Origin of the sequence: Pseudomonas sp. BRM28, assembly GCF_002939405.1 — a bacterium.
In the GTDB taxonomy this organism is placed as follows: Bacteria; Pseudomonadota; Gammaproteobacteria; order Pseudomonadales; family Pseudomonadaceae; genus Aquipseudomonas; species Aquipseudomonas palmensis.
Genome location: NZ_PEFV01000001.1, coordinates 3,367,674 through 3,386,708 on the forward strand (window position 1 = coordinate 3,367,674; position 19,035 = coordinate 3,386,708).

Consider the following 19,035-nt stretch of genomic DNA (forward strand, 5'->3'; position numbering starts at 1 on the left):
AAACAACAAACGGAGAATTGCGATGGCCACACATGACGCCGCGCACAGTGCGCGCCAAACCCGCAAAGCCACCGCCAGCGGTTGGGTCGGCTCTGCGCTGGAGTACTACGACTTCTTCATCTATGCCCAGGCCGCGGCGCTGATCTTCCCGCAGATCTTCTTCCCCAGCACCGACCCCAAGCTGGCCATCTTCGCCTCCCTGGCCACCTATGGCGTGGGCTACCTGGCGCGCCCGGTCGGGGCCTTCGTGCTCGGCCACTGGGGCGACACCCGCGGGCGCAAGAACGTGTTGCTGCTGTGCATGTTTCTGATGGGCATCGCGACCATGGCCGTGGGCCTGCTGCCGACCTTCGAGCAGATCGGCTACTGGGCGCCGGCACTGCTGGTGGTGCTGCGCCTGGTGCAGGGCTTTGCGGTGGCCGGCGAGATCGCCGGGGCCAGCTCGATGATTCTCGAACACGCACCGCCCGGGCGCCGCGGCTTCTTTGCCAGCTTCACCCTGCAGGGCGTACAGGCCGGCCAGGTGATGGCAGCGGCGGTGTTCCTGCCGCTGGCGTACTTCATGCCCAGCGACGCCTTCAACAGCTGGGGCTGGCGCATCCCGTTCCTGCTCAGCGCCGCGGTGCTGATCGCCGCCTACATCATTCGCCGCGAGGTCAAGGAGCCCGAGGCCTTCAAGGTGGCCGCCAAGCAGACCGCGCGTTCGCCGATCCGCGATGCCTTCACCTACAGCTGGCGCGGCATGCTGGTGGTGTTCGGCGTGTCGCTGATGAACGTGATCCCGGTGGTGACCACCATCTTCGGCGCCGCCTACGCGGTGCAGCCGGCCTATGGCGTGGGCTTCGACAAGAGCGTGTACCTGTGGATTCCGGTGGTGGGCAACATCGTCGCGGTGCTGGTGATCCCGTTCGTGGGCAACCTCTCCGACCGCATCGGCCGGCGCCCGCTGATCATCGGCAGCGCACTGGGCTGCGGGCTGATGTCGTTCGTCTACCTGTATGCCATCAGCCTGCACAACCTGCCGCTGGCGTTCGGCGCCTCGCTGCTGATGTGGGGCATGGTCTACCAGGGCTACAACGCGATCTTCCCCAGCTTCTTCCCCGAACAGTTTCAGACCCACTACCGCGTGTCGGCCATGGCCATCGCGCAGAACGTCGGCTACATGATCACCGCCCTGCTTCCGGCGCTGTTCACCGCCGTGGCCCCGCCCGGCTCGAACAACGTGCCGCTGCTGATCGGCGCCATCACCTGCGCGGTCACCGCCATTTCGGCCGTGGCTGCCTGGAGCGCTCCGGAAACCTACCGCACGCCCCTGGACCAGCTCGGCAAGCCGGACGCCGTGGCCCTCGACAAACCCGTGTATGACGCGCTGCGGGCCAAGGCCCTGCGCACCACCCCTGCTACGGAAACCGCCCAATGAAGACCCTGCTCGTGCTCAATGGCCCCAACCTGAACATGCTCGGCCTGCGCCAGCCCGAGGTGTACGGCCGCGAAACCCTGGCCGATGTGCAGGCGCTGTGCCACAGCGCCGGCCAACGCCTGGACCTGGACATCGAGTTCCACCAGACCAACCACGAGGGCCAGATGATCGACTGGATTCACCAGGCCCGTGGCCGCGTGGCCGGCATCGTGATCAACCCCGGTGCCTGGACCCATACCTCGGTGGCGATCCACGACGCGCTGATCGCCGCCGAGGTGCCGGTGATCGAGGTGCACATTTCCAACGTGCACAAGCGTGAAGCCTTCCGCCACCACTCCTATGTGTCGCTGGTGGCCCAGGCGGTACTGGCCGGGTTCGGCACCCATGGCTACGTACTGGCCATCAACCACTTCGCCCACCTGCAGCGCACCGCGCAAGGAGCCGCGCAATGAAAACCGTAGCCAACCCCAGCCAGCGCCTGCGCCTGGGTTTTGTCGGCGGCGGCCTGGAGTCGTCGATCGGCGCCACCCACCGCTACGCCGCGCAACTGGACGGGCACTTCGAACTGGTGGCCGGGGTCTTCGCCCGCGACCCGGCACGCAACCGCGCCGCTGCCCAGGCCTACGGCGTAGCGCCGGAGCGGGTGTACCCGGACTTCCAGCGCATGGCCGTGGCCGAAGCCGCGCGCGCCGATGGCGTGCAGGCGGTGGCGATCATGGCACCCAACGCGGTGCACGTGCCGGCCAGCCTGGCGTTTCTCGACCAGGGCATCGACGTGATCTGCGACAAGCCGCTGGCCTCGAGCCTGGCCGAGGCGCAGCAACTGCTTGAACGCGCACGCAAGGGCCCCGCGCTGCACCTGCTGACCCACAACTACAGTGGCTACCCATTGGTGCGCGAAGCCCGCGAGCTGATCGCGCGCGGCGCCATCGGCGAGGTGCGCCTGGTGCAGGTGGAACACGCCAGCGCCTTCGGCACCCACCCGCTTGAGCAGCAAGGGGTCAAGGCGCTGGCCTGGCGCACCGATCCGGCCCAGGCCGGGGCCTCATCGGTGCTGGCAGATGTGGGCGTGCATGCCCACCAGTTGCTGCGTTTTGTCACCGGGCAGGAGGTCAGCGAAGTGTCGGCCGAGCTGAGCACCCTGGTGCCGGGGCGCCAGTCGGACGACAACGCACACGTGAAGCTGCGCCTGCAGAATGGCGCGCGCGGCATGCTGTGGGCCAGCTTCGTGGCGGCCGGGCACCGGCATGGCCTGCAGTTGCGCGTGTTCGGCTCCACCGGATCGCTGTACTGGCATCAAGAGGAACCCGATCGGCTGGAGCTGCGTCATCAGGACCAGCCGCACCAGATCCTGCGCCGTGGCGAGGCCTGGCTGAGCGAGTCGGCCAGGTTGTCGACGCGAATCAAGGCGGGCCAGCCGGAGGGGCTGCTGGAGGCGTTCGCCAACATCTACAGCGAGGCGGCCGAGCGGATCATGGCGCGCCGCGAGCACCGTGCGCCGAGCGCGCAGTCGCTGCTGTGCCCGACGGCCGAGGATGGAGTACGCGGCATGCGTTTCATTGATGCCTGCGTGCGCTCGGATGCGGCGGATGGGCGCTGGACGGAGGCCTGAACGCCAGAAGCTGCACTTATGCAGGCCCAGCAGAATTGATTTTGCTGATCAACAATCGGCTGCCAGACTGGCGGCCGATTTCTTTTGCAGGGGCACGATCATGTCGGGTGAAACAAGTCTGGCCGCGCTGTTGCGCAGCATGCGGCCGCAGTTGAATGAAGGCAGCTACGTGTTCTGCACGCTGGCCGACTGGTCGGGGCTGCAGCCTGACGAGGTGATCGGCAGTTTTCGCGAGCAGGAGGGGCTGACGGTGATCGTGTCGCGTGCGCGGGCCGAGGCGCTGAAACTGCCTTTCAGCTACGAGGCCGCGTGGATCACCCTGACGGTGCATTCGTCGCTGGAGGCGGTGGGCCTGACCGCGGCGTTCGCCACGGCGCTGGGCCAGGCCGGCATCAGCTGCAACGTGGTGGCCGCGTTCTACCATGACCATATCTTCGTCGCGCAGGCCGATGCGCAGCGGGCGATGGCGGTGCTGGAAGGGTTGGCGGCGGGGGCCTGATGATAGCGGGGGCCTTCGCCGGCAAGGCCGGCTCCTACAGGTTCGGCGTTCTCTGCAGCAGCCAGCCTTGCCGGCGCCAGGGCCATCGGCCACGATGCACCTCCCCCGCCCCACACGGAACGTCAGCATGGCCCAGATCAAGATCTATGGATTGCGCACCACCCTCGACCAGCACCGCCCTGCCCTTGCCGAAGCCATCCATGGCGCGGTGATGAGCGCCCTGCAGTACCCGCCGGAAAAACGCTTCCAGCGCTACCTGGCCCTGGACCCCGCCGACTTCCTCTACCCCGACGACCGCAGCGAACACTACCTGATCATCGAGATCAGCCTGTTCGAAGGCCGCTCCAGCGCCGCAAAGAAAGACCTCATCCGCCAACTGTTCCAGCGCATCGGCGAGCACACCGGCATCGGCGCCCAGGACATCGAGATCACCCTGTTCGAGACCCCCCGCGAAAACTGGGGCATACGCGGCCTGCCCGGCGACGAGCTGGGCCTGAACTACACCGTGGAGGTCTGAACACACGCGCCGACCGGTAGCAGCAGCCGTGCATTCTTCTGCTTAACTGGAAGAACCCGGGCCACAGGCTGCCCGCCTTTTGCACAGGTGAACGACCATGGCGCGCACCACCCCCATCGAGCTGTACCGCAATATCGGCATTGTCGCCCACGTCGACGCGGGCAAGACCACCACCACCGAACGCATCCTGTTCTACACCGGGGTCAACCACAAGATGGGCGAAGTGCACGACGGCGCCGCGACCATGGACTGGATGGCCCAGGAACAGGAACGCGGCATCACCATCACCTCCGCCGCCACCACCGCCTTCTGGCAGGGCTCGACCAAGCAGTTCCCCGAGAAATTCCGCTTCAACATCATCGATACCCCCGGCCACGTCGACTTCACCATCGAGGTGGAGCGCTCGCTGCGCGTGCTTGATGGCGCGGTGGTGGTGTTCAGCGGCGCCGACGGGGTCGAGCCGCAGTCCGAGACGGTGTGGCGCCAGGCCAACAAGTACCATGTGCCGCGCCTGGCCTACGTCAACAAGATGGACCGCCAGGGCGCGGACTTCCTGCGCGTGGTCAAACAGATCGACAAGCGCCTGGGCCACCACCCGGTGCCGATCCAGCTGGCCATCGGCGCCGAGGAACACTTCATCGGCCAGATCGACCTGGTGAAGATGAAGGCCATCTACTGGAACGAGGCCGACAACGGCACCAGCTACCGCGAAGAGGCGATACCGGCCGACATGCTGGAGCTGGCCACCGAGTGGCGTGCACACATGATCGAGGCCGCCGCCGAGGCCAACGACGAGTTCATGGAGCTGTACCTCAACGGCACCGAACTCGACAACGAGCAGATCAAGGCCGGGCTGCGCCAGCGCACCCTCAACAACGAGATCGTGCCGGCCATCTGCGGGTCGTCGTTCAAGAACAAGGGCGTGCCGCTGATGCTCGACGCGGTGATCGACTACCTGCCCGCCCCGTCCGAGATCCCCTCCATCAACGGCACCGACCCGGATCATGAAGACCGGCACCTGGAGCGCCATGCCGACGACAGCGAGCCGTTCTCGGCGCTGGCCTTCAAGATTGCCACCGACCCCTTTGTCGGCACCCTGACCTTCGCCCGGGTGTACTCCGGGGTACTGAACTCGGGCGATGCGGTACTCAACTCGGTCAAGGGCAAGAAGGAGCGCGTGGGCCGCATGGTGCAGATGCACGCCAACCAGCGCGCCGAGATCAAGGCGGTGTGCGCCGGCGACATTGCCGCACTGATCGGCATGAAGGACGTGACCACCGGCGACACCCTGTGCGACATCAACCAGCCGATCATCCTCGAACGCATGGACTTCCCCGACCCGGTGATCTCGGTGGCCGTGGAACCCAGGACCAAGGCCGACCAGGAGAAGATGGGCATCGCCCTGAGCAAGCTGGCCCAGGAAGACCCGTCATTTCGCGTGCGCACCGATGAAGAAACCGCACAGACGATCATCTCCGGCATGGGCGAGTTGCACCTGGACATCATCGTCGACCGCATGCGCCGCGAATTCGGCGTCGAGGCCAATGTGGGCAAGCCGCAGGTGGCCTACCGCGAGAAAATCCGCAACACCTGCGAGATCGAAGGCAAGTTCGTGCGCCAGTCTGGCGGGCGCGGCCAGTACGGGCACTGCTGGATCCGCTTCGCCCCGGCCGAGGAAGGCAAGGAAGGCCTGGAGTTCGTCAACGAGGTGGTCGGCGGCGTGATACCGCGCGAGTACATCCCGGCGATCCAGAAAGGCATCGAGGAGCAGATGAAGAACGGCGTGCTGGCCGGCTACCCGCTGATCGGCCTGAAGGCCACCGTGTTCGACGGCTCGTACCACGACGTCGACTCCAACGAGATGGCGTTCAAGGTGGCGGCGTCGATGGCCACCAAGCAACTGGCGCAGAAAGGCGGCGCGGTGCTGCTGGAGCCGGTGATGAAGGTCGAGGTGGTGACCCCCGAGGAGTACCAGGGCGACATCCTCGGCGACCTCAGCCGGCGCCGCGGGCTGATCCAGGAAGGCGAAGACACCCCGGCCGGCAAGGTGATCCGCGCCGACGTGCCGCTGGGCGAGATGTTCGGCTATTCGACGCAGATGCGCTCGATGACCCAGGGCCGCGCCAGCTACACCATGGAGTTCACCAAGTATGCCGAGGCGCCGGCGAGCGTGGCCGATGCCATCATCAAAAAGCAGGGCTAGGTCTTCGCGCGATTACTGCACGGTCGACGCCCCGCCGACCCGGTCGCTGGGTGCAGGGATGTGCTGATTGCTGACCACCAGCTGCAGCAGGTGTGCACTTGGCCGGTAAAAGGGGCGCCTGCTCAGTGTGTGGTCAAGCCAGGCATTGAGCTCGTACAGGCGCACCGGTGCTTCACCCGGGTAGTCCGCCAGTACGGCGAGGACCATGTTCCACACCGCAGGGCTGCAACGCAGGCAACGGCTGTCGATGTACTGCCCTATGAACTGGCGAACATCCGCTGTCTCGCTGTGTGAAATGAAGATTGTCCGCACGCTGTCGGGGCATCGCTGCTCAAGATCGGGCGCCATGATTGCCTCCTGTGGAATGCTGCCGTCGCTTGACGCCATTGAACGATACAGCCGGGCCCCGTGCCATCAGGCAAACCTGAAAACGCGGGCACACCTACTGGAACAGGTTGGCCTCCAGGCAGTACGAGATCAGCTCCTGGTCGCTGCGCACATCCAGCTTGCGCATGGCCGCGATCTTTTGCGTGCTGATGGTCTTGGGGCTGCGATTCTGATTGATCGCGATGTCGCGCAGGCTCATGCCCGCCACGAACAGACGCAGGATCTCCACTTCGCGGGTGGAAAGCGAAGCCATGCGCTCGTCGATCTGGTAGCCGTTGTCGATCACCGAGTTCCGGTTCGCCGGCGCCAGCTTGTAGATGCGGTTCTGGCTCAAGGCTTCCAGTGCGCGCAGCAACTCTTCGTTCACCGTGCGCTTGTCGATCACGCCCGCCACGCCCAGATTGTACAGCCGCGTGAGGATGAGGCTGTTGGACACCATCGTCAGCACCAGCACGCGCAGCGCGGGGAAGTTGCGCGTCAGGTAGGTGATCAGCCGCAGGCCGTCGCCATACTGGGAACTCTCCGGCATGTTGTAGTCGGTGATCAGGATCTGGGGCTGCTTGTCGTGCAGCACGTTGATCAGTTCGGTGGAGCTGCCCGCTTCGCCAACCACCTCGAAGCGCGGGTCGGACTTGATGAGTTCGCGTACGCCAAACAGCACGATCGGGTGGTCATCGGCGATGACTACGGTGATTTTATGCATGATCGCTCCGGTGTGCACAAAGTGTGGCAAGTCTCGGCCCGGGTCATACCGACCTCATCATGTCGCAGAGCCGGTCGAGCGCCTGGTGAATATCATCAATCAAGGTGAGCTGCAGGCTGGGCGCGCGCAGGCGGTGCTCAAGCTCACCGAACAGCCTGGCCAGCGCGTGCGCCTGCACCACCGACAGTGCGCCACTGACACCATGCACTTTGTGCAGGACGTCGGTTTGCTCGCCGGCCGCCAGGGCCAGGCGAATGGCGCGGATGTCCTTCTCCATGGTACTCAAAAACAGGTCGCGCATGGCCGGCGACAACACGATGCCCGCTGCCGATGACTCCGCCTCGGCCAACTGCACCGACAGCTCTAGCGACGGCTGGCGCCCGGCCTCCTCGTGCGCCAGCGCCGGGGTGACATTGAGCAGCAGGTTGCGCAAGGTGGTCAGGCTCAGCGGCTTGACCACCCAGCAGGTCATGCCCGCTGCCTGGCAACGCTCGCCCTCGTCGCGCATGGCATTGGCGGTAACGCCGATGATCGGCGCCTTGGCGTTCTGCAGGCGTATCGCGCGCGCCAGCTCGTAGCCGTTCATGACCGGCATGTTGACATCGGTCAGCAGCACGTCGAAGCGGTACTTGCGCCACTGCTGCAGCGCCTGCTGGCCATCGCTGGCCAGTTCCACGGTGCAGCCCAGGGCTTCGAGTTGTTCCTTGAGAATGGCCTGGTTGATCAGGTTGTCCTCGGCCACCAGCACCTGCAGGCCAAGCGCCGGCAAGGCAGGGGCTGCGCCAGGCGGCGCGGGCTCGGTGACGCCGTTCTTTTCCATCAGCACGGCGCCGGCAATCGCCCGCACATGATTGGCGCTGACGCGCCAGCCCGCCTCCATCGGCTCGGGAACCTGCGGGCCGTCGTAGTCGCACAACAGGCGCCGGCCGTTCCAGTCCGGCAGCCACTTGCCGTTGCCCAGTACCTCGACCAGCAGCGCCCCGCTGTGCACCTCGTGCTGCGCGGCGCTGAGCACCGTAACCGTGGCATGCCAGCGCAGCAGCCAGCTGCCGATGTTCTCGGCCAGCTCCAGCACGGGCGCACGCACGTACACCTGCACGCCGCCGAGGTCGATGCCAGGTTCTGCCGGCAACGGCGTGTCCGGCAGCACGAACGGCAGGCGTAGCGTGAAACTGCTGCCCAACCCCTGTTCGCTGACCACCTTCACCTCGCCGCCCATCAACGCACTGAAGCGGCTGCAGATCGACAGGCCAAGCCCGGTGCCGCTGACAAGGTTGCTCGCGCGGGCCTGGTAGAACGGCTCGAACAGGTGCAGCTGCTGCTCCGGGGAAATGCCGATGCCGGTGTCGGTGACCTGAAGTTCCAGCGTGATGTCTTGCCCTTCGCCCCTGGCCACGCGACAGCGCAGCACAACCCGCCCGATGTCGGTGAACTTGATCGCGTTGCCCAGCAGGTTGTTGAGGATCTGCCAGATGCGCACCTCGTCCCCGACCAGCTGGTCGGGTATTTCCGGTGCCACGCAGGCATAGATCTGCAGGCCCTTGGCACGCGCGTTGGCGATGTGCGCGGACATCACGTCCTCGATCAGGCCCAATGGCGAAAAGGCCACCGACTCAAGGGTGAGTTGACCCGACTCGATCCTGGACACGTCCAGCACATCGCTGATCAGTTGCAACAATGTGGAGGACGAGCGCTGGATGATGCTGAGGTAATCCATCTGGCGCTGGTCGAGGCCGGTCAGGCCGAGCAGCTCCAGGGTGCCCAATACGCCGTACAGCGGGGTGCGGATCTCGTGGCTCATGGTCGCCAGGAAGAGGGTCTTGGCTTCACTGGCCTTGTCGGCCATGGACTTGGCCTGGCTCAAGGCCACCGCGCGTTCCAGGTGTTCGGTGACGTCGGTGAACGCGCACAGCAGAACCTGCTGGTCCTGGTAGCGGGTCGAGGAGAAACTGAGCCGGAAACAGCGACCCTGCAGCACCATGCTCGCCTCGCCGCACAGTTCGATGCCGGGTTGGCGCGCCATCTCGACGATGGACTGCGCCACTTCGCGACTGTCCTTGGCACGCTGATTTTCCACCACCACCTGGTGGTCGTGCAGGCGGATGACAATCAGCCCGGCAGGTGCGCTTTCGATCACCGCCAGGCTGAACGCCTGGCTGTCGAGCAGCTCGCTCCGGGCCTGGCGAGCCGGCGCGATGACCTGCCGGCGATAGTGGTAGTACAGCCACCCCAGCAGGGCACTGAGCAACGCGAATGCCAGCACGATGCGCAGCAGCGGTAAATTCGCCCCACGGATGAAGCTGACGCAGTCGACGCAGTACTGCGCCGCCCATTGCTCGTGGGTCATCGCCAGCAGGAAGATCAGGGCAACGCCAAGCAGCAAGCCGATACCGAGGCGTAGGGAGCTTCTGGCCAACGACATCACGCTCGCCTCTCTTCACGCTGGCAGTGCTGCAGACAGGTGAACAGCGCACCGAGGCCGAAGGGTTTGACCAGCAGCTGCTGCATGCCTACCGCCAGGCACCGATCGCCCTCGTCGCGCATGGCATTGGCCGTGGCACCGATGATGGGCACCACGCAGCCTTGACGACGAAGGGCCTTGGCCAGGTCATAGCCGTTCATGCGTGGCATGTTGATGTCGGTGAGCACCACGTCGAACACCTCGTTCTGCCACAGCGCCAGGGCCTCATGCCCATCGCGGGCCAGGCCCACGCTGCACCCCAGCTCCTCCAGCTGGTCCTTGACGATCAGCTGGTTGATCACATTGTCTTCGGCGACCAGTACCCTCAGGTCCAGTTGCCGGGTGATCTCGTGCTCGATCCGGCCAGGCGCCGGGGGGGCGATGCCCTGGGCCTGGCTGACGGCCGCCAGCAGCCCGTTCAGGTCGTTGAGCTTGACCCGCCAGTAGCGTTGCTGCGACGGCGGCTCGCACTCCTGCGGGCAGATCACTACACGCGGCCCGCTCCACTCCAGCAGGACGGGGTGCGCGGTGTGCGGGTGGGCCTCCACCAGCAGCACGTCATGCGCGGCCTGGATCTCGGGTGGCAGCCCGATATGGGTCTGCGCGCCCCAGCGCCGCAGCCAGCCACTCACGTACTCGGCCATTTCCAGCACCGGGGAATGCACGTAGATCATCTCGTCGGCCAGGCGCGGCGTGTCGCTCGCCGGCATCGGGTACGAACGCCCCAGCGGAATGCTCAAGGTAAAGCTGCTGCCCAGGCCCACGGCGCTGACCACGCGGATGCTGCCGTTCATCAAGGCGGCCAGGCGCTGGCAGATGGACAGGCCCAGGCCGGTGCCGGGCACCACGTTGGTCTTGGTCGAGGACTGGTAGAACGGCTCGAACAGCAAGGCCTGGTCGTCCGGGGCAATGCCCGGGCCGCTGTCGCTGACCTGCCAGAGGATGTCGGCCCGTTCCTCGGTCATCGAGCCGACCTTGGCACGCAGCACGATCTGCCCGCTCTCGGTGAACTTCACCGCATTGTTGAGCAGGTTGTTCAGCACCTGGCGGATGCGCGTTATGTCGCCACGCAACAGCGCCGGCATGTGCGGGTCGACGAAGGCATACAGATACAACCCCTTGCTGCGCGCAGCACCGGCGTAGCTCTGGGTCACGTCGTGGATCAGCTCCAGCGGCGAGAACTCGCTGGCCTCCAGGGCCAACTGACCGGCTTCGATCTTGGCCACATCGAGAACATCGCACACCAGGTTGAGCAGCGCCGCCGAGGAACTCTCGATGGCGTGCAGGTAGTCTTTCTGCGGCCCCCTCAGCTCGGTACGGGCCAGCAGCTCCAGGGTTCCGAGCACGCCATACAACGGCGTGCGTATCTCGTGACTCATGGTCGCCAGGAACAGTGTCTTGGCTTCATTGGCGGCATCGGCCATCTGCTTGGCCATGGTCATCGCGGCCTCGGCCTGCTTGCGCGTACTGATATCGCTGAAGGCGCAGAACAGCACATCCTCGCCGTTGTAGCGGGTGCGCACGAAACTCAGGTGCAGGTGGCGACCGTCGCCAGCCTGGAATTCGTCGGACTGGACGATTTCGCGGTCGCTGAAGGCTTGTTCGATCCAGCCGTGGCACAGGCGCTCGCGCTCCTTGCACTCGCCCAGCCACTGCTGCGACAAGGTGTTCTCCAGTACCACCTGGCCATCCGCGCGGCGCAGCACGCACAGCGCCACCGGGGCGGTCTGGATGATCGCGCGGTTGAACGCTTCACTTTCGATCAGTGCATCGATGCGCTGGGTTGCCGGGGTGATCAGGCGCCGTTCGACGCGCGTCACCAGGCGCCCCACCAGCACGCCGATCAGCAGGATGAGGGCGCTGGCAGCCAGCAACGGCCACCACAACACCTTGAGCAAGGCCTCCAGCCCAATGGCATAGAACAGCTTCCAATCCGAGTAGCCCAGCTTCTTGCGCATCACCAGCTGGTCGGGCCAGAAGCCTTCCCCGGAGAAGCCGAAGTCATGGCCAGTCTCCAGCTTCGGCAAGGGCAGCGACGGGTACACGCTCGACACGCTGCGCATCATCACATCGCCTCTGGGGTTGAGCATCATGAACTGCCCTGCCGCGTCATCGTGCAGCGTGCTGGCCACGTCGCTGGCATCCATCTCCATGCCGAGCCAGCCCGATCGTGGCTGGTGGAAATCCACCCGCACGAACAGATACAGCCGCGGCGTCGACGCCTGCTGATCGCTGAGCCAGACCGCCTGGTCCGCCTCGGGCAGGGTGGGATCAATACGCTGCAGGCGGCTCAGCACCGCGCCAGGGATCGGCGTATCGAAGCTGACCGTGCGGTTCAGGTACACCACGCGGGCCGCCACCTGATCGGCGACGTACAGCAGGTTGATGCGGTTTGTGGTGAGGAAATCCACCATGCGCCCGGACAACTGCAGGTCCCAGCGGAGATCGTCACCGGGCTGTCGGTGGCCGACCTGCTGCGCCACCGCGAACTGTTGCCCAGGTGGCTTCGCCACCGCCGACAGCGCGAGGCTCTTGAGCAGCGCCTCGCGCTGGGTGAAGAACACCCGTGCATTGGCGATGGCATCGCTCATGAGCCCCTGACGACGGGAAACTTCGTTTCTGAGAATCGAGCTCAGAGAAATGATCGCACCCACCACCATGCCCAGCACCAGCAACTGGGCGAACAATCGCAGCAGCCGGCGCACGGCCTTGGGGGTGGAGAAGAACGAGTCGGTGGGTTGCAGGAAATGCTTCAATTTCATGGCGCCAGCTTAAGTGCCCTTTGCTGCGCAGCACTATCAGGCAAGCCTTAAAAATGCGCCCCAGCACAGCCAGGGCGCTTGGCTCAGCTCGATGTACCGCCGCGAATGCGCATGCCGTGGCTGGTGCACCGGCGCGGTTTCACGTGGTGAAACGCCGGGTCAGGTCGGCCATGGCAATCGCCAGCCTGGACAGCTCGTTGCTTGCAGTGGCCGTCTGGCTGGCGCCGTCGGAGGTCTGCACCGAGTGATCGCGAATGCTCACCAGGTTGTGGTCCACCGAACGTGCCACCTGCGCCTGCTCTTCGGAAGCGGTTGCAATCAGGAAGTTGCGGTCGTTGATCTCGGTGATCGAACGGGCAATCGCATCCAGTGCGGCGCCGGCTTCCTGCGCGATCCCCAGGGTGTCCTGGGCATTGACGCGGCTTTGCGACATCGCCGTTACCGCCTGCTCGGCCCCCGCCTGGATGTCGGCGATCATGGTCTCGATTTCCTTGGTGGACTCCTGGGTACGGTGGGCCAGTGCCCTCACCTCGTCGGCCACCACGGCGAACCCGCGCCCCTGGTCACCGGCCCTGGCAGCCTCGATGGCAGCATTGAGGGCCAGCAGGTTGGTCTGCTCTGCAATCGCGCGAATCACGTCCAGCACCTTGCTGATGTTCTGTGCCCTGTTCGCAAGGCCTTCGACTTCCCCGCTGGTGGACTCGACAATCGTTGTCAGGTTCTGGATGGCGACAACCGCCTGGGTCACCCGCTCGGAACCGGTGCGGGTCGAACTGGCGGACTGCTGGGTGACTTCCGACGCGGAGGCTGCGTTGCGCGCCACCTCTTCGACCGCAACCGTCATCTCGTTCACGGCGGTGGCGGCCTGTTCGATTTCATCGCTCTGCTGCTGCAGCCCGCGGCTCGATTCCTCGGCCACCGAATGCATCTGTTCGGCCGCAGCGGCCAACTGGTTCGACGAGTCGCCCATCAGACGAATGGTGTCACGCAGGCTGGCCTGCATGCTCGCGGTCGAGGCCATCAGGTCGGTCAGCTCGTCCTTGCCGGACATCGGCACGACACTGCGCAGGTCGCCTTCGGCAATCCGCTGGTTGATCCCCAGCACCGCCAGCAACGGCACGGTGATGCTGCGCGCGAACAGAACCCCCATCAGGATGCTCAACACCACGACCACGCTGATGATCACGATCACGGTCTTCACCGAGCTCTGATAGATGGCCTCGGACTCGATCCCCGATTGGCGGGCACCTTCGCGGTTGATGTCCATCATCTTGCCGATAACGACCTGCAGGCTGTTCGCCAGCGGCCGAGTCGTCTGGTTGAGGTACTCGGTGGCTTCGGCGGCGTGGTCGGCCTGCACCCGTTCCAGAAAGCTGTCCAGCTGCCCTATGTAGTTGGCGATCCCTGTCTTGACATCGTCGTAGGCCGCTTGTTCGTCCGGGCTGGACACCTGGTGACGATAGTCGGTGACCGCCTTGTCGAGCTCGCTGCGTGCACCGGTGATGGTCTCGATGGACATCTTCCTGATCGCTGTGTCATCGGTACTGAGGAGGCGATAGCTTTCAAGCCGCAGGCGCAGCACCAGCGCGTCGATCGCGCCTCCCTGGCGCACACTTTCCATCCAGTTCTTCTCGATTTCCAGGGCAGCGGCACGCACTCGGCCCATTTGCATGATGGAAACCACACCCAGGACAATGACCAGCACGTTCAATACGAAAAACACCAGTATTGCTCGATGGCCCAGCCTGAAATTTCTAAGCAGCATGTTCAATCCCTCATAGAAACAAGCAGAAAATCGGAGGCACCCGACTCCGCGTCGTTGCTGGTGGGGACTTTAATGAGGGCGTTTGAAATAGCCTATCAGGCAAGCCTGAAAACGGGCCTGCACACCGCCCTCCGATGATCGGCGATCGAGGTACGCCCACACTCCGAGCGGCCAGGCCCCCTTGCGTGGCGGTGGCAGCCGCTAGTTGAACAGGCGTTGCAACTCCGTCGGCGGCAAGGGCCGGCTGAGCAGGTAACCCTGCGCGTAATGGCAGCCCTGGCCCACGATGAAGTCCAGGTGGTCAGCCTCCTCGACGCCTTCGGCAACCACTTCGAAGCCCAGCTCGCACCCCAGCCCGATGATTGCACGACAGATCGCGTGCAGCTTGCCGCTCTGGGGCTGGCCGCTGACGAAGCTTCTGTCGACCTTGAGGATGCTCAATGGAAAACGCAGCAGGCAACTCAGGGCTGAGTAGCCGGTGCCGAAATCATCCAGCGCCAGCCGCACACCCATGCTCACCAGTTCATCGAGGCAGGCCTTGACCTGGGCACTGTCGCTGACCCACTGGCTTTCGGTGATTTCCAGGATCAGGCTCGCCGGCGGCAGCCCGCAGGCCTGCAGAACGCGCCGCACCGAGGCGGCGAAGCCGACCTGCTCCAGCTGCAGGCTGGAGACGTTGACCGAACAGTGCAGCTGCCCCTGCCCGGCCAGCTGCCAGTCGCGGACCTGTCGACAGGCGCGCTGCAGCACCCACTCGCCAACCGGTACGATCTGCCCGGTGGCTTCAAGGGTGGGGATGAACGACAGCGGCGGCACCAGTTGCCCGGCAGATCGCCAGCGCAGCAGCGCCTCGACACCCGCGATGTAGGGGCGGCCCTGATCGACGCGGTAGAGCGGTTGATAATGCAGTTCGAACTGATCCCGCTCCAGGGCCCTTCCGAGGTCCGACTGCAACGACGTACTCGCGACGGGCGTCGAGACCACGTAAAGCGCCGACTGATTCATCACTCACCCCTCCCACGCAGGCGTGCCATAGCCCATCCACCGCTTCGAAAGACTCCTCCAATCAACAGGCTTGCCGTCAGAGAACGTCACTCCCGTGACAGGCCAATGTTCAGGCACATGCCGCAGCGCGGACCATCAGCAGATCCTTAAAAATGCGCGTGGGCTCAGGCGGTGTGCTGCTCCCCCGCACGCCTGAGCAGTTGCTTGCAGCGCTCGGTCAGGTGCACCACGCGCAGGTGCTTGCCGGCCTTGGCATAGCGCTCGCGCAGGGTCTTGATGGCAGCGATCGCCGAGTAGTCGACCACCCGCAGGTGGGCGCAGTCCAGGGTCACCTCGGCCGGGTCGTCGGCCGGGGTGAACTGGTTCAGAAAGGTGGTGACCGACGCAAAGAACAGGGTGCCGTGCACGCGGTACAGCTTGCTGCCGTCGGCGTGCACGTCGCTGTCGGCGTACAGCTCGCGGGCCTGCTGCCAGGCAAAGTTCAGGGCGGCGATGATGATGCCGAACATCACGGCAGCCGCCAGGTCGGTGAACACCGTGACCACGGTGACCGCCACGATGGTCAGCACGTCGTTCACCGGCACCTTGTGCAGCACCCGCAGCGATGCCCAGGCGAAGGTCTGCTGCGCCACCACGAACATCACCCCCACCAGTGCCGCCAGCGGAATGCGTTCGATCAGCGGCGCGAGAAACAGCACGAACATCAGGATCATCACCCCGGCCACGACGCCCGACAGCCGACCGCGCCCGCCGGAGCCGAGGTTGATCACGGTCTGCCCGATCATCGCGCAGCCGCCCATGCCGCCGCACAGGCCCGAGACCATGTTGGCCGCGCCCAGCGCCACGCATTCGCGGTCGGGGTGGCCGCGGCTCTCGGTGATTTCGTCGGTGAGGTTGAGGGTGAGCAGGGTTTCGAGCAGGCCGACCATGGCCATCAGTACTGCGTATGGCGCGATGATGCGCAGGGTGTCGAGGGTCCATGGCACCTCGGGCAGGGCCAGGCCCGGCAGGCCGCCGGCGATGTGCGCCATGTCGCCCAGGGTGCGGGTGGGCAGGTCGAACAGGTACACCAGCAGGCCCACGCCGAGAATCGCCACCAGCGCCGGCGGCACGGCGCGGGTCAGGCGTGGCAGCACGTAGACGATGGCCATGGTCAGTGCCACCAGGCCGAGCATCAGGTACAGCGCATTGCCGGCAAGCCAGGCCTGGCCGGACTTGAAGTGTTCGAGCTGGGCCAGGGCAATCACGATGGCCAGGCCGTTGACGAAGCCGAGCATCACCGGGTACGGCACAAGGCGCACCAGCTTGCCCAGGCGCAGCAGGCCGAACAGCAGCATCACCAGCCCGCCCAGCAGCACCGTGGCCAGCAGGTATTGCACGCCGTGCTGCACCACCAGCGCGACGATCACCACCGCCATCGAGCCGGCGGCGCCGGAAACCATGCCCGGGCGCCCGCCGAACAGCGCGGTCAGGGTGCAGATGATGAAGGCGCCGTAGAGGCCCATCAGCGGGTTCAGGTGCGCGACCAGGGCGAAGGCGATGCACTCGGGCACCAGGGCGAAGGCGGTGGTTAGGCCGGCGAGCACGTCGGCGCGCACGGGGGCGAGTCGGAAGGGTTTGCGTGTGGGCTGCATCGGGGTTCCAATCGGCAGGGCATCGCCTGCGGGGGTGACAGGGCATCGAGGGGGTGCAAAAGGTTGGCTAGCTTACCTCAAACACAAACGGCGTCGCAGCCATCGCGGGGCAAGCCCGCTCCCACAGGACTGTGCAGAGCCTGTGGGAACGGGCTTGACCCGCGATGAAGGCGACACCCTCATCGCACCCGGTCGCGGCTCTGCACCGCCAGGTCCAGGGCCTTGTGCATGTCCAGCCGCGCCGAGCGGCCGACGTCCTTGTCATTGAGCTGGTAGTTGCGCTCGGACGGCAGGATCGGCGCGGTCAGGTCTTCGGCGTCCATCGGCTCGAAGTCGCCCTCGCCGCCCAGGGTCATGGCGCTGCGGCGCAGCAACAGGCGCAGTTGCTCGGGCTGCAGGCGCGGGTTGATCGAGAGCATGGCCGCCACCACCCCGGCCACCATCGGCGTGGCATAGGAGGTACCGCAGTGCACCTCGCCGCGCTGGTCGGCCTGCACAGTGGACGCCTGCACGCAGGCGGCGGCGGTGATGTCCACGCGCGCATCGATGTTGGAGGCGGCGCGCTTGACCACATAGGCCGGATCATCCACCGCCACCGGGCGCTCGCTGCGCTGGTGCCCGCCCACCACCAGCAACTGCTCGGTGACGAACGAGGACGGCAGGCGGTACTCGTCGGTACCCGAGTACGACGCGCCATTGCCCGCCGAGTTGATCACCACCACGTCCGGGTGCTCCTTGCGCAGCCACAGGAAGAACTCCTCCAGCAGCTCTTCATAGCCGCTCATGGCCAGGCCCGAGCGCACCAGCGAGTCGACCTCGTCGCCCTCGACGTTCTTCGCCCCCACCCGGTGAATGCCCCAGCTCCAGTTCAGCACCCGCACGCCATCCTCCACCAGGTTGACCGAGGCGGCGATGTTGGCGGTGATGCCAGCGTCGGAATTGCGCTCCACGATCACCTCGAAGCCGGGGCTGGCCGGGTCGAGCCCGCGCAGAAAACCGGTGTTGCCGCCCTGCTCCCAGCGCGCGGCGAGCACCCCGGCCACCGTGCTGCCATGCCCGTCGGGCTTGTCGGCGTCACGCGCGTACAGGCAGGTGCGTGGTCGCTCGCCACGGCACGGGCCCAGGTAATCGGCGAAATCGGGGGCGTCGAAATCCACGTCGCGCTCGATCACGCCGATGCGAACCGGGCTGACCGGTACCGCCGCATCGCGGGCAGGGATGCGCCGCTGGTAGAAGTTGACCGCGTCCATGAAACGGTTGGCGGCCCACTCCTCGCCGCCGGGCCGGGCCTGCGCATCTGCGGGTTCGCGCTCCTCGCCCTTTTCCGGCGCGGACTCCTCGATCACCACGGCGTCCACGCTGACCTCGCTGCCCAGGCGCAACACCATGGCATCGCGCTGCACCAGGTCACTGACCGGCAGGCGCAGCTGGTAGACGTTCAGCGGCGCGATCGCCCCCACCACCTTGGCGCCGTACTTGTCGGCCAGGCGCCGGGCCTCCTGCAGGCCGTCGTGGCGCTCTTCGATCAGCAGGCTGACCAGGTCGACATAGGTGGTCAGGCCGTCCATGTTCTTCGCCACCTCGCCCGGCCCGGCGGGCACCACATGGCTGGCCTTGAGCGACAGCCACACCGGGTTGCTGGCCTGGCCGCCCGCGTCCTGCAGCCACAACGGGCCGCTGTCCAACCGCGCCGTATCGAGGTTCAGGCGCAGCGTATCGCCATCGCGGGTGACACGGGCGGCGGGCAGCACGTGGCCGTCCAGATGCACCCCGGGCGTGCCCTGCGCCAGGCCGCGGGTGCTCACGCACCACTGCTGCTGCACCGCGCTCAGCACATCGCCACAGCGCTGCAGGCCGGTGATGCGCAAGGGCTCGGCGGCGATGGCCAGGGTGCTGGCCAGGGCCAGCAGGGCGAAACCGGGTGCAATCAGGTGGGGCAGCATGGGCGACTCCGTTGCAGGGTGGCAGGCAATGACCATCCGACCGGCTGGCGCAGGTCATCGTTCAGCGGGGCAAGGCTTGACCCCGCGTTTGCGCGCCGCGCATGCTTCGGCCTCCACGACTTTC

Annotated in this window: 14 protein-coding genes and 1 pseudogene; 6 read left to right on the forward strand and 9 right to left on the reverse strand. The window is 65.8% G+C overall.

The window, feature by feature from the left end:
- Positions 1 to 22 precede the first annotated feature (22 nt).
- From CR917_RS15870 to fusA, 6 genes are all read left to right on the forward strand, one after another.
- Entirely contained in the window at positions 23 to 1,420 is a 1,398-nt protein-coding gene (locus CR917_RS15870) for an MFS transporter (protein ID WP_043861096.1), read from the forward strand.
- On the forward strand, positions 1,417 to 1,872 hold the full coding sequence (gene aroQ / locus CR917_RS15875; RefSeq protein WP_043861097.1) for a type II 3-dehydroquinate dehydratase: 456 nt from the start codon (positions 1,417 to 1,419) through the stop codon (positions 1,870 to 1,872). The genes CR917_RS15870 and aroQ overlap by 4 nt, the downstream gene beginning before the upstream one ends.
- The gene (locus CR917_RS15880; RefSeq protein WP_058540409.1) at positions 1,869 to 3,032 is read left to right on the forward strand and encodes a Gfo/Idh/MocA family protein; all 1,164 of its coding nucleotides are present in this window, start codon (positions 1,869 to 1,871) and stop codon (positions 3,030 to 3,032) included. The genes aroQ and CR917_RS15880 overlap by 4 nt, the downstream gene beginning before the upstream one ends.
- 100 nt (positions 3,033 to 3,132) lie before the next feature.
- Positions 3,133 to 3,531, forward strand: a complete 399-nt coding sequence (locus tag CR917_RS15885) for an ACT domain-containing protein (RefSeq protein ID WP_058540410.1) — start codon at positions 3,133 to 3,135, stop codon at positions 3,529 to 3,531.
- 127 nt (positions 3,532 to 3,658) lie between these two features.
- A complete protein-coding gene (locus CR917_RS15890) occupies positions 3,659 to 4,048 on the forward strand; it encodes a tautomerase family protein (protein WP_058540411.1) in 390 nt (129 codons plus the stop codon).
- Positions 4,049 to 4,145: 97 nt separating this feature from the next.
- On the forward strand, positions 4,146 to 6,251 hold the full coding sequence (gene fusA / locus CR917_RS15895) for an elongation factor G (RefSeq protein ID WP_078481078.1): 2,106 nt from the start codon (positions 4,146 to 4,148) through the stop codon (positions 6,249 to 6,251).
- Between the two features lie 12 nt (positions 6,252 to 6,263).
- On the opposite strand, the gene CR917_RS15900 is transcribed toward fusA, so the two are convergent.
- From CR917_RS15900 to CR917_RS15935, 9 genes and pseudogenes are all read right to left on the reverse strand, one after another.
- On the reverse strand, positions 6,264 to 6,599 hold the full coding sequence (locus tag CR917_RS15900) for a hypothetical protein (protein ID WP_058540413.1): 336 nt from the start codon (positions 6,597 to 6,599) through the stop codon (positions 6,264 to 6,266).
- A gap of 94 nt (positions 6,600 to 6,693) precedes the next feature.
- Positions 6,694 to 7,341 carry a response regulator gene (locus CR917_RS15905; RefSeq protein WP_043861102.1) on the reverse strand — a complete coding sequence of 216 codons (648 nt, stop codon included), beginning with the start codon at positions 7,339 to 7,341 and terminating at the stop codon, positions 6,694 to 6,696.
- Between the two features lie 43 nt (positions 7,342 to 7,384).
- Positions 7,385 to 9,763, reverse strand: coding sequence for an ATP-binding protein (locus CR917_RS15910; RefSeq protein ID WP_104572607.1), 2,379 nt, complete (start codon positions 9,761 to 9,763; stop codon positions 7,385 to 7,387).
- Positions 9,763 to 12,564 (reverse strand): ATP-binding protein, encoded by a 2,802-nt coding sequence (locus CR917_RS15915; protein WP_043861103.1) that lies wholly within the window; start codon positions 12,562 to 12,564, stop codon positions 9,763 to 9,765. The genes CR917_RS15910 and CR917_RS15915 overlap by 1 nt, the downstream gene beginning before the upstream one ends.
- A 139-nt stretch (positions 12,565 to 12,703) precedes the next feature.
- Positions 12,704 to 13,585, reverse strand: coding sequence for a methyl-accepting chemotaxis protein (locus CR917_RS28145; RefSeq protein ID WP_371917300.1), 882 nt, complete (start codon positions 13,583 to 13,585; stop codon positions 12,704 to 12,706).
- Positions 13,562 to 14,329, reverse strand: a pseudogene (locus CR917_RS28150) (MCP four helix bundle domain-containing protein); the annotation flags it as partial. The pseudogene CR917_RS28150 and the gene CR917_RS28145, both read right to left, overlap by 24 nt.
- Before the next feature lie 201 nt (positions 14,330 to 14,530).
- Positions 14,531 to 15,334 carry a bifunctional diguanylate cyclase/phosphodiesterase gene (locus CR917_RS15925; protein ID WP_104572609.1) on the reverse strand — a complete coding sequence of 268 codons (804 nt, stop codon included), beginning with the start codon at positions 15,332 to 15,334 and terminating at the stop codon, positions 14,531 to 14,533.
- Between the two features lie 164 nt (positions 15,335 to 15,498).
- Positions 15,499 to 16,968 (reverse strand): SulP family inorganic anion transporter, encoded by a 1,470-nt coding sequence (locus CR917_RS15930; protein WP_043861106.1) that lies wholly within the window; start codon positions 16,966 to 16,968, stop codon positions 15,499 to 15,501.
- Between the two features lie 179 nt (positions 16,969 to 17,147).
- Positions 17,148 to 18,911, reverse strand: coding sequence for a S8/S53 family peptidase (locus CR917_RS15935; protein ID WP_104572610.1), 1,764 nt, complete (start codon positions 18,909 to 18,911; stop codon positions 17,148 to 17,150).
- Positions 18,912 to 19,035: the final 124 nt, after the last annotated feature.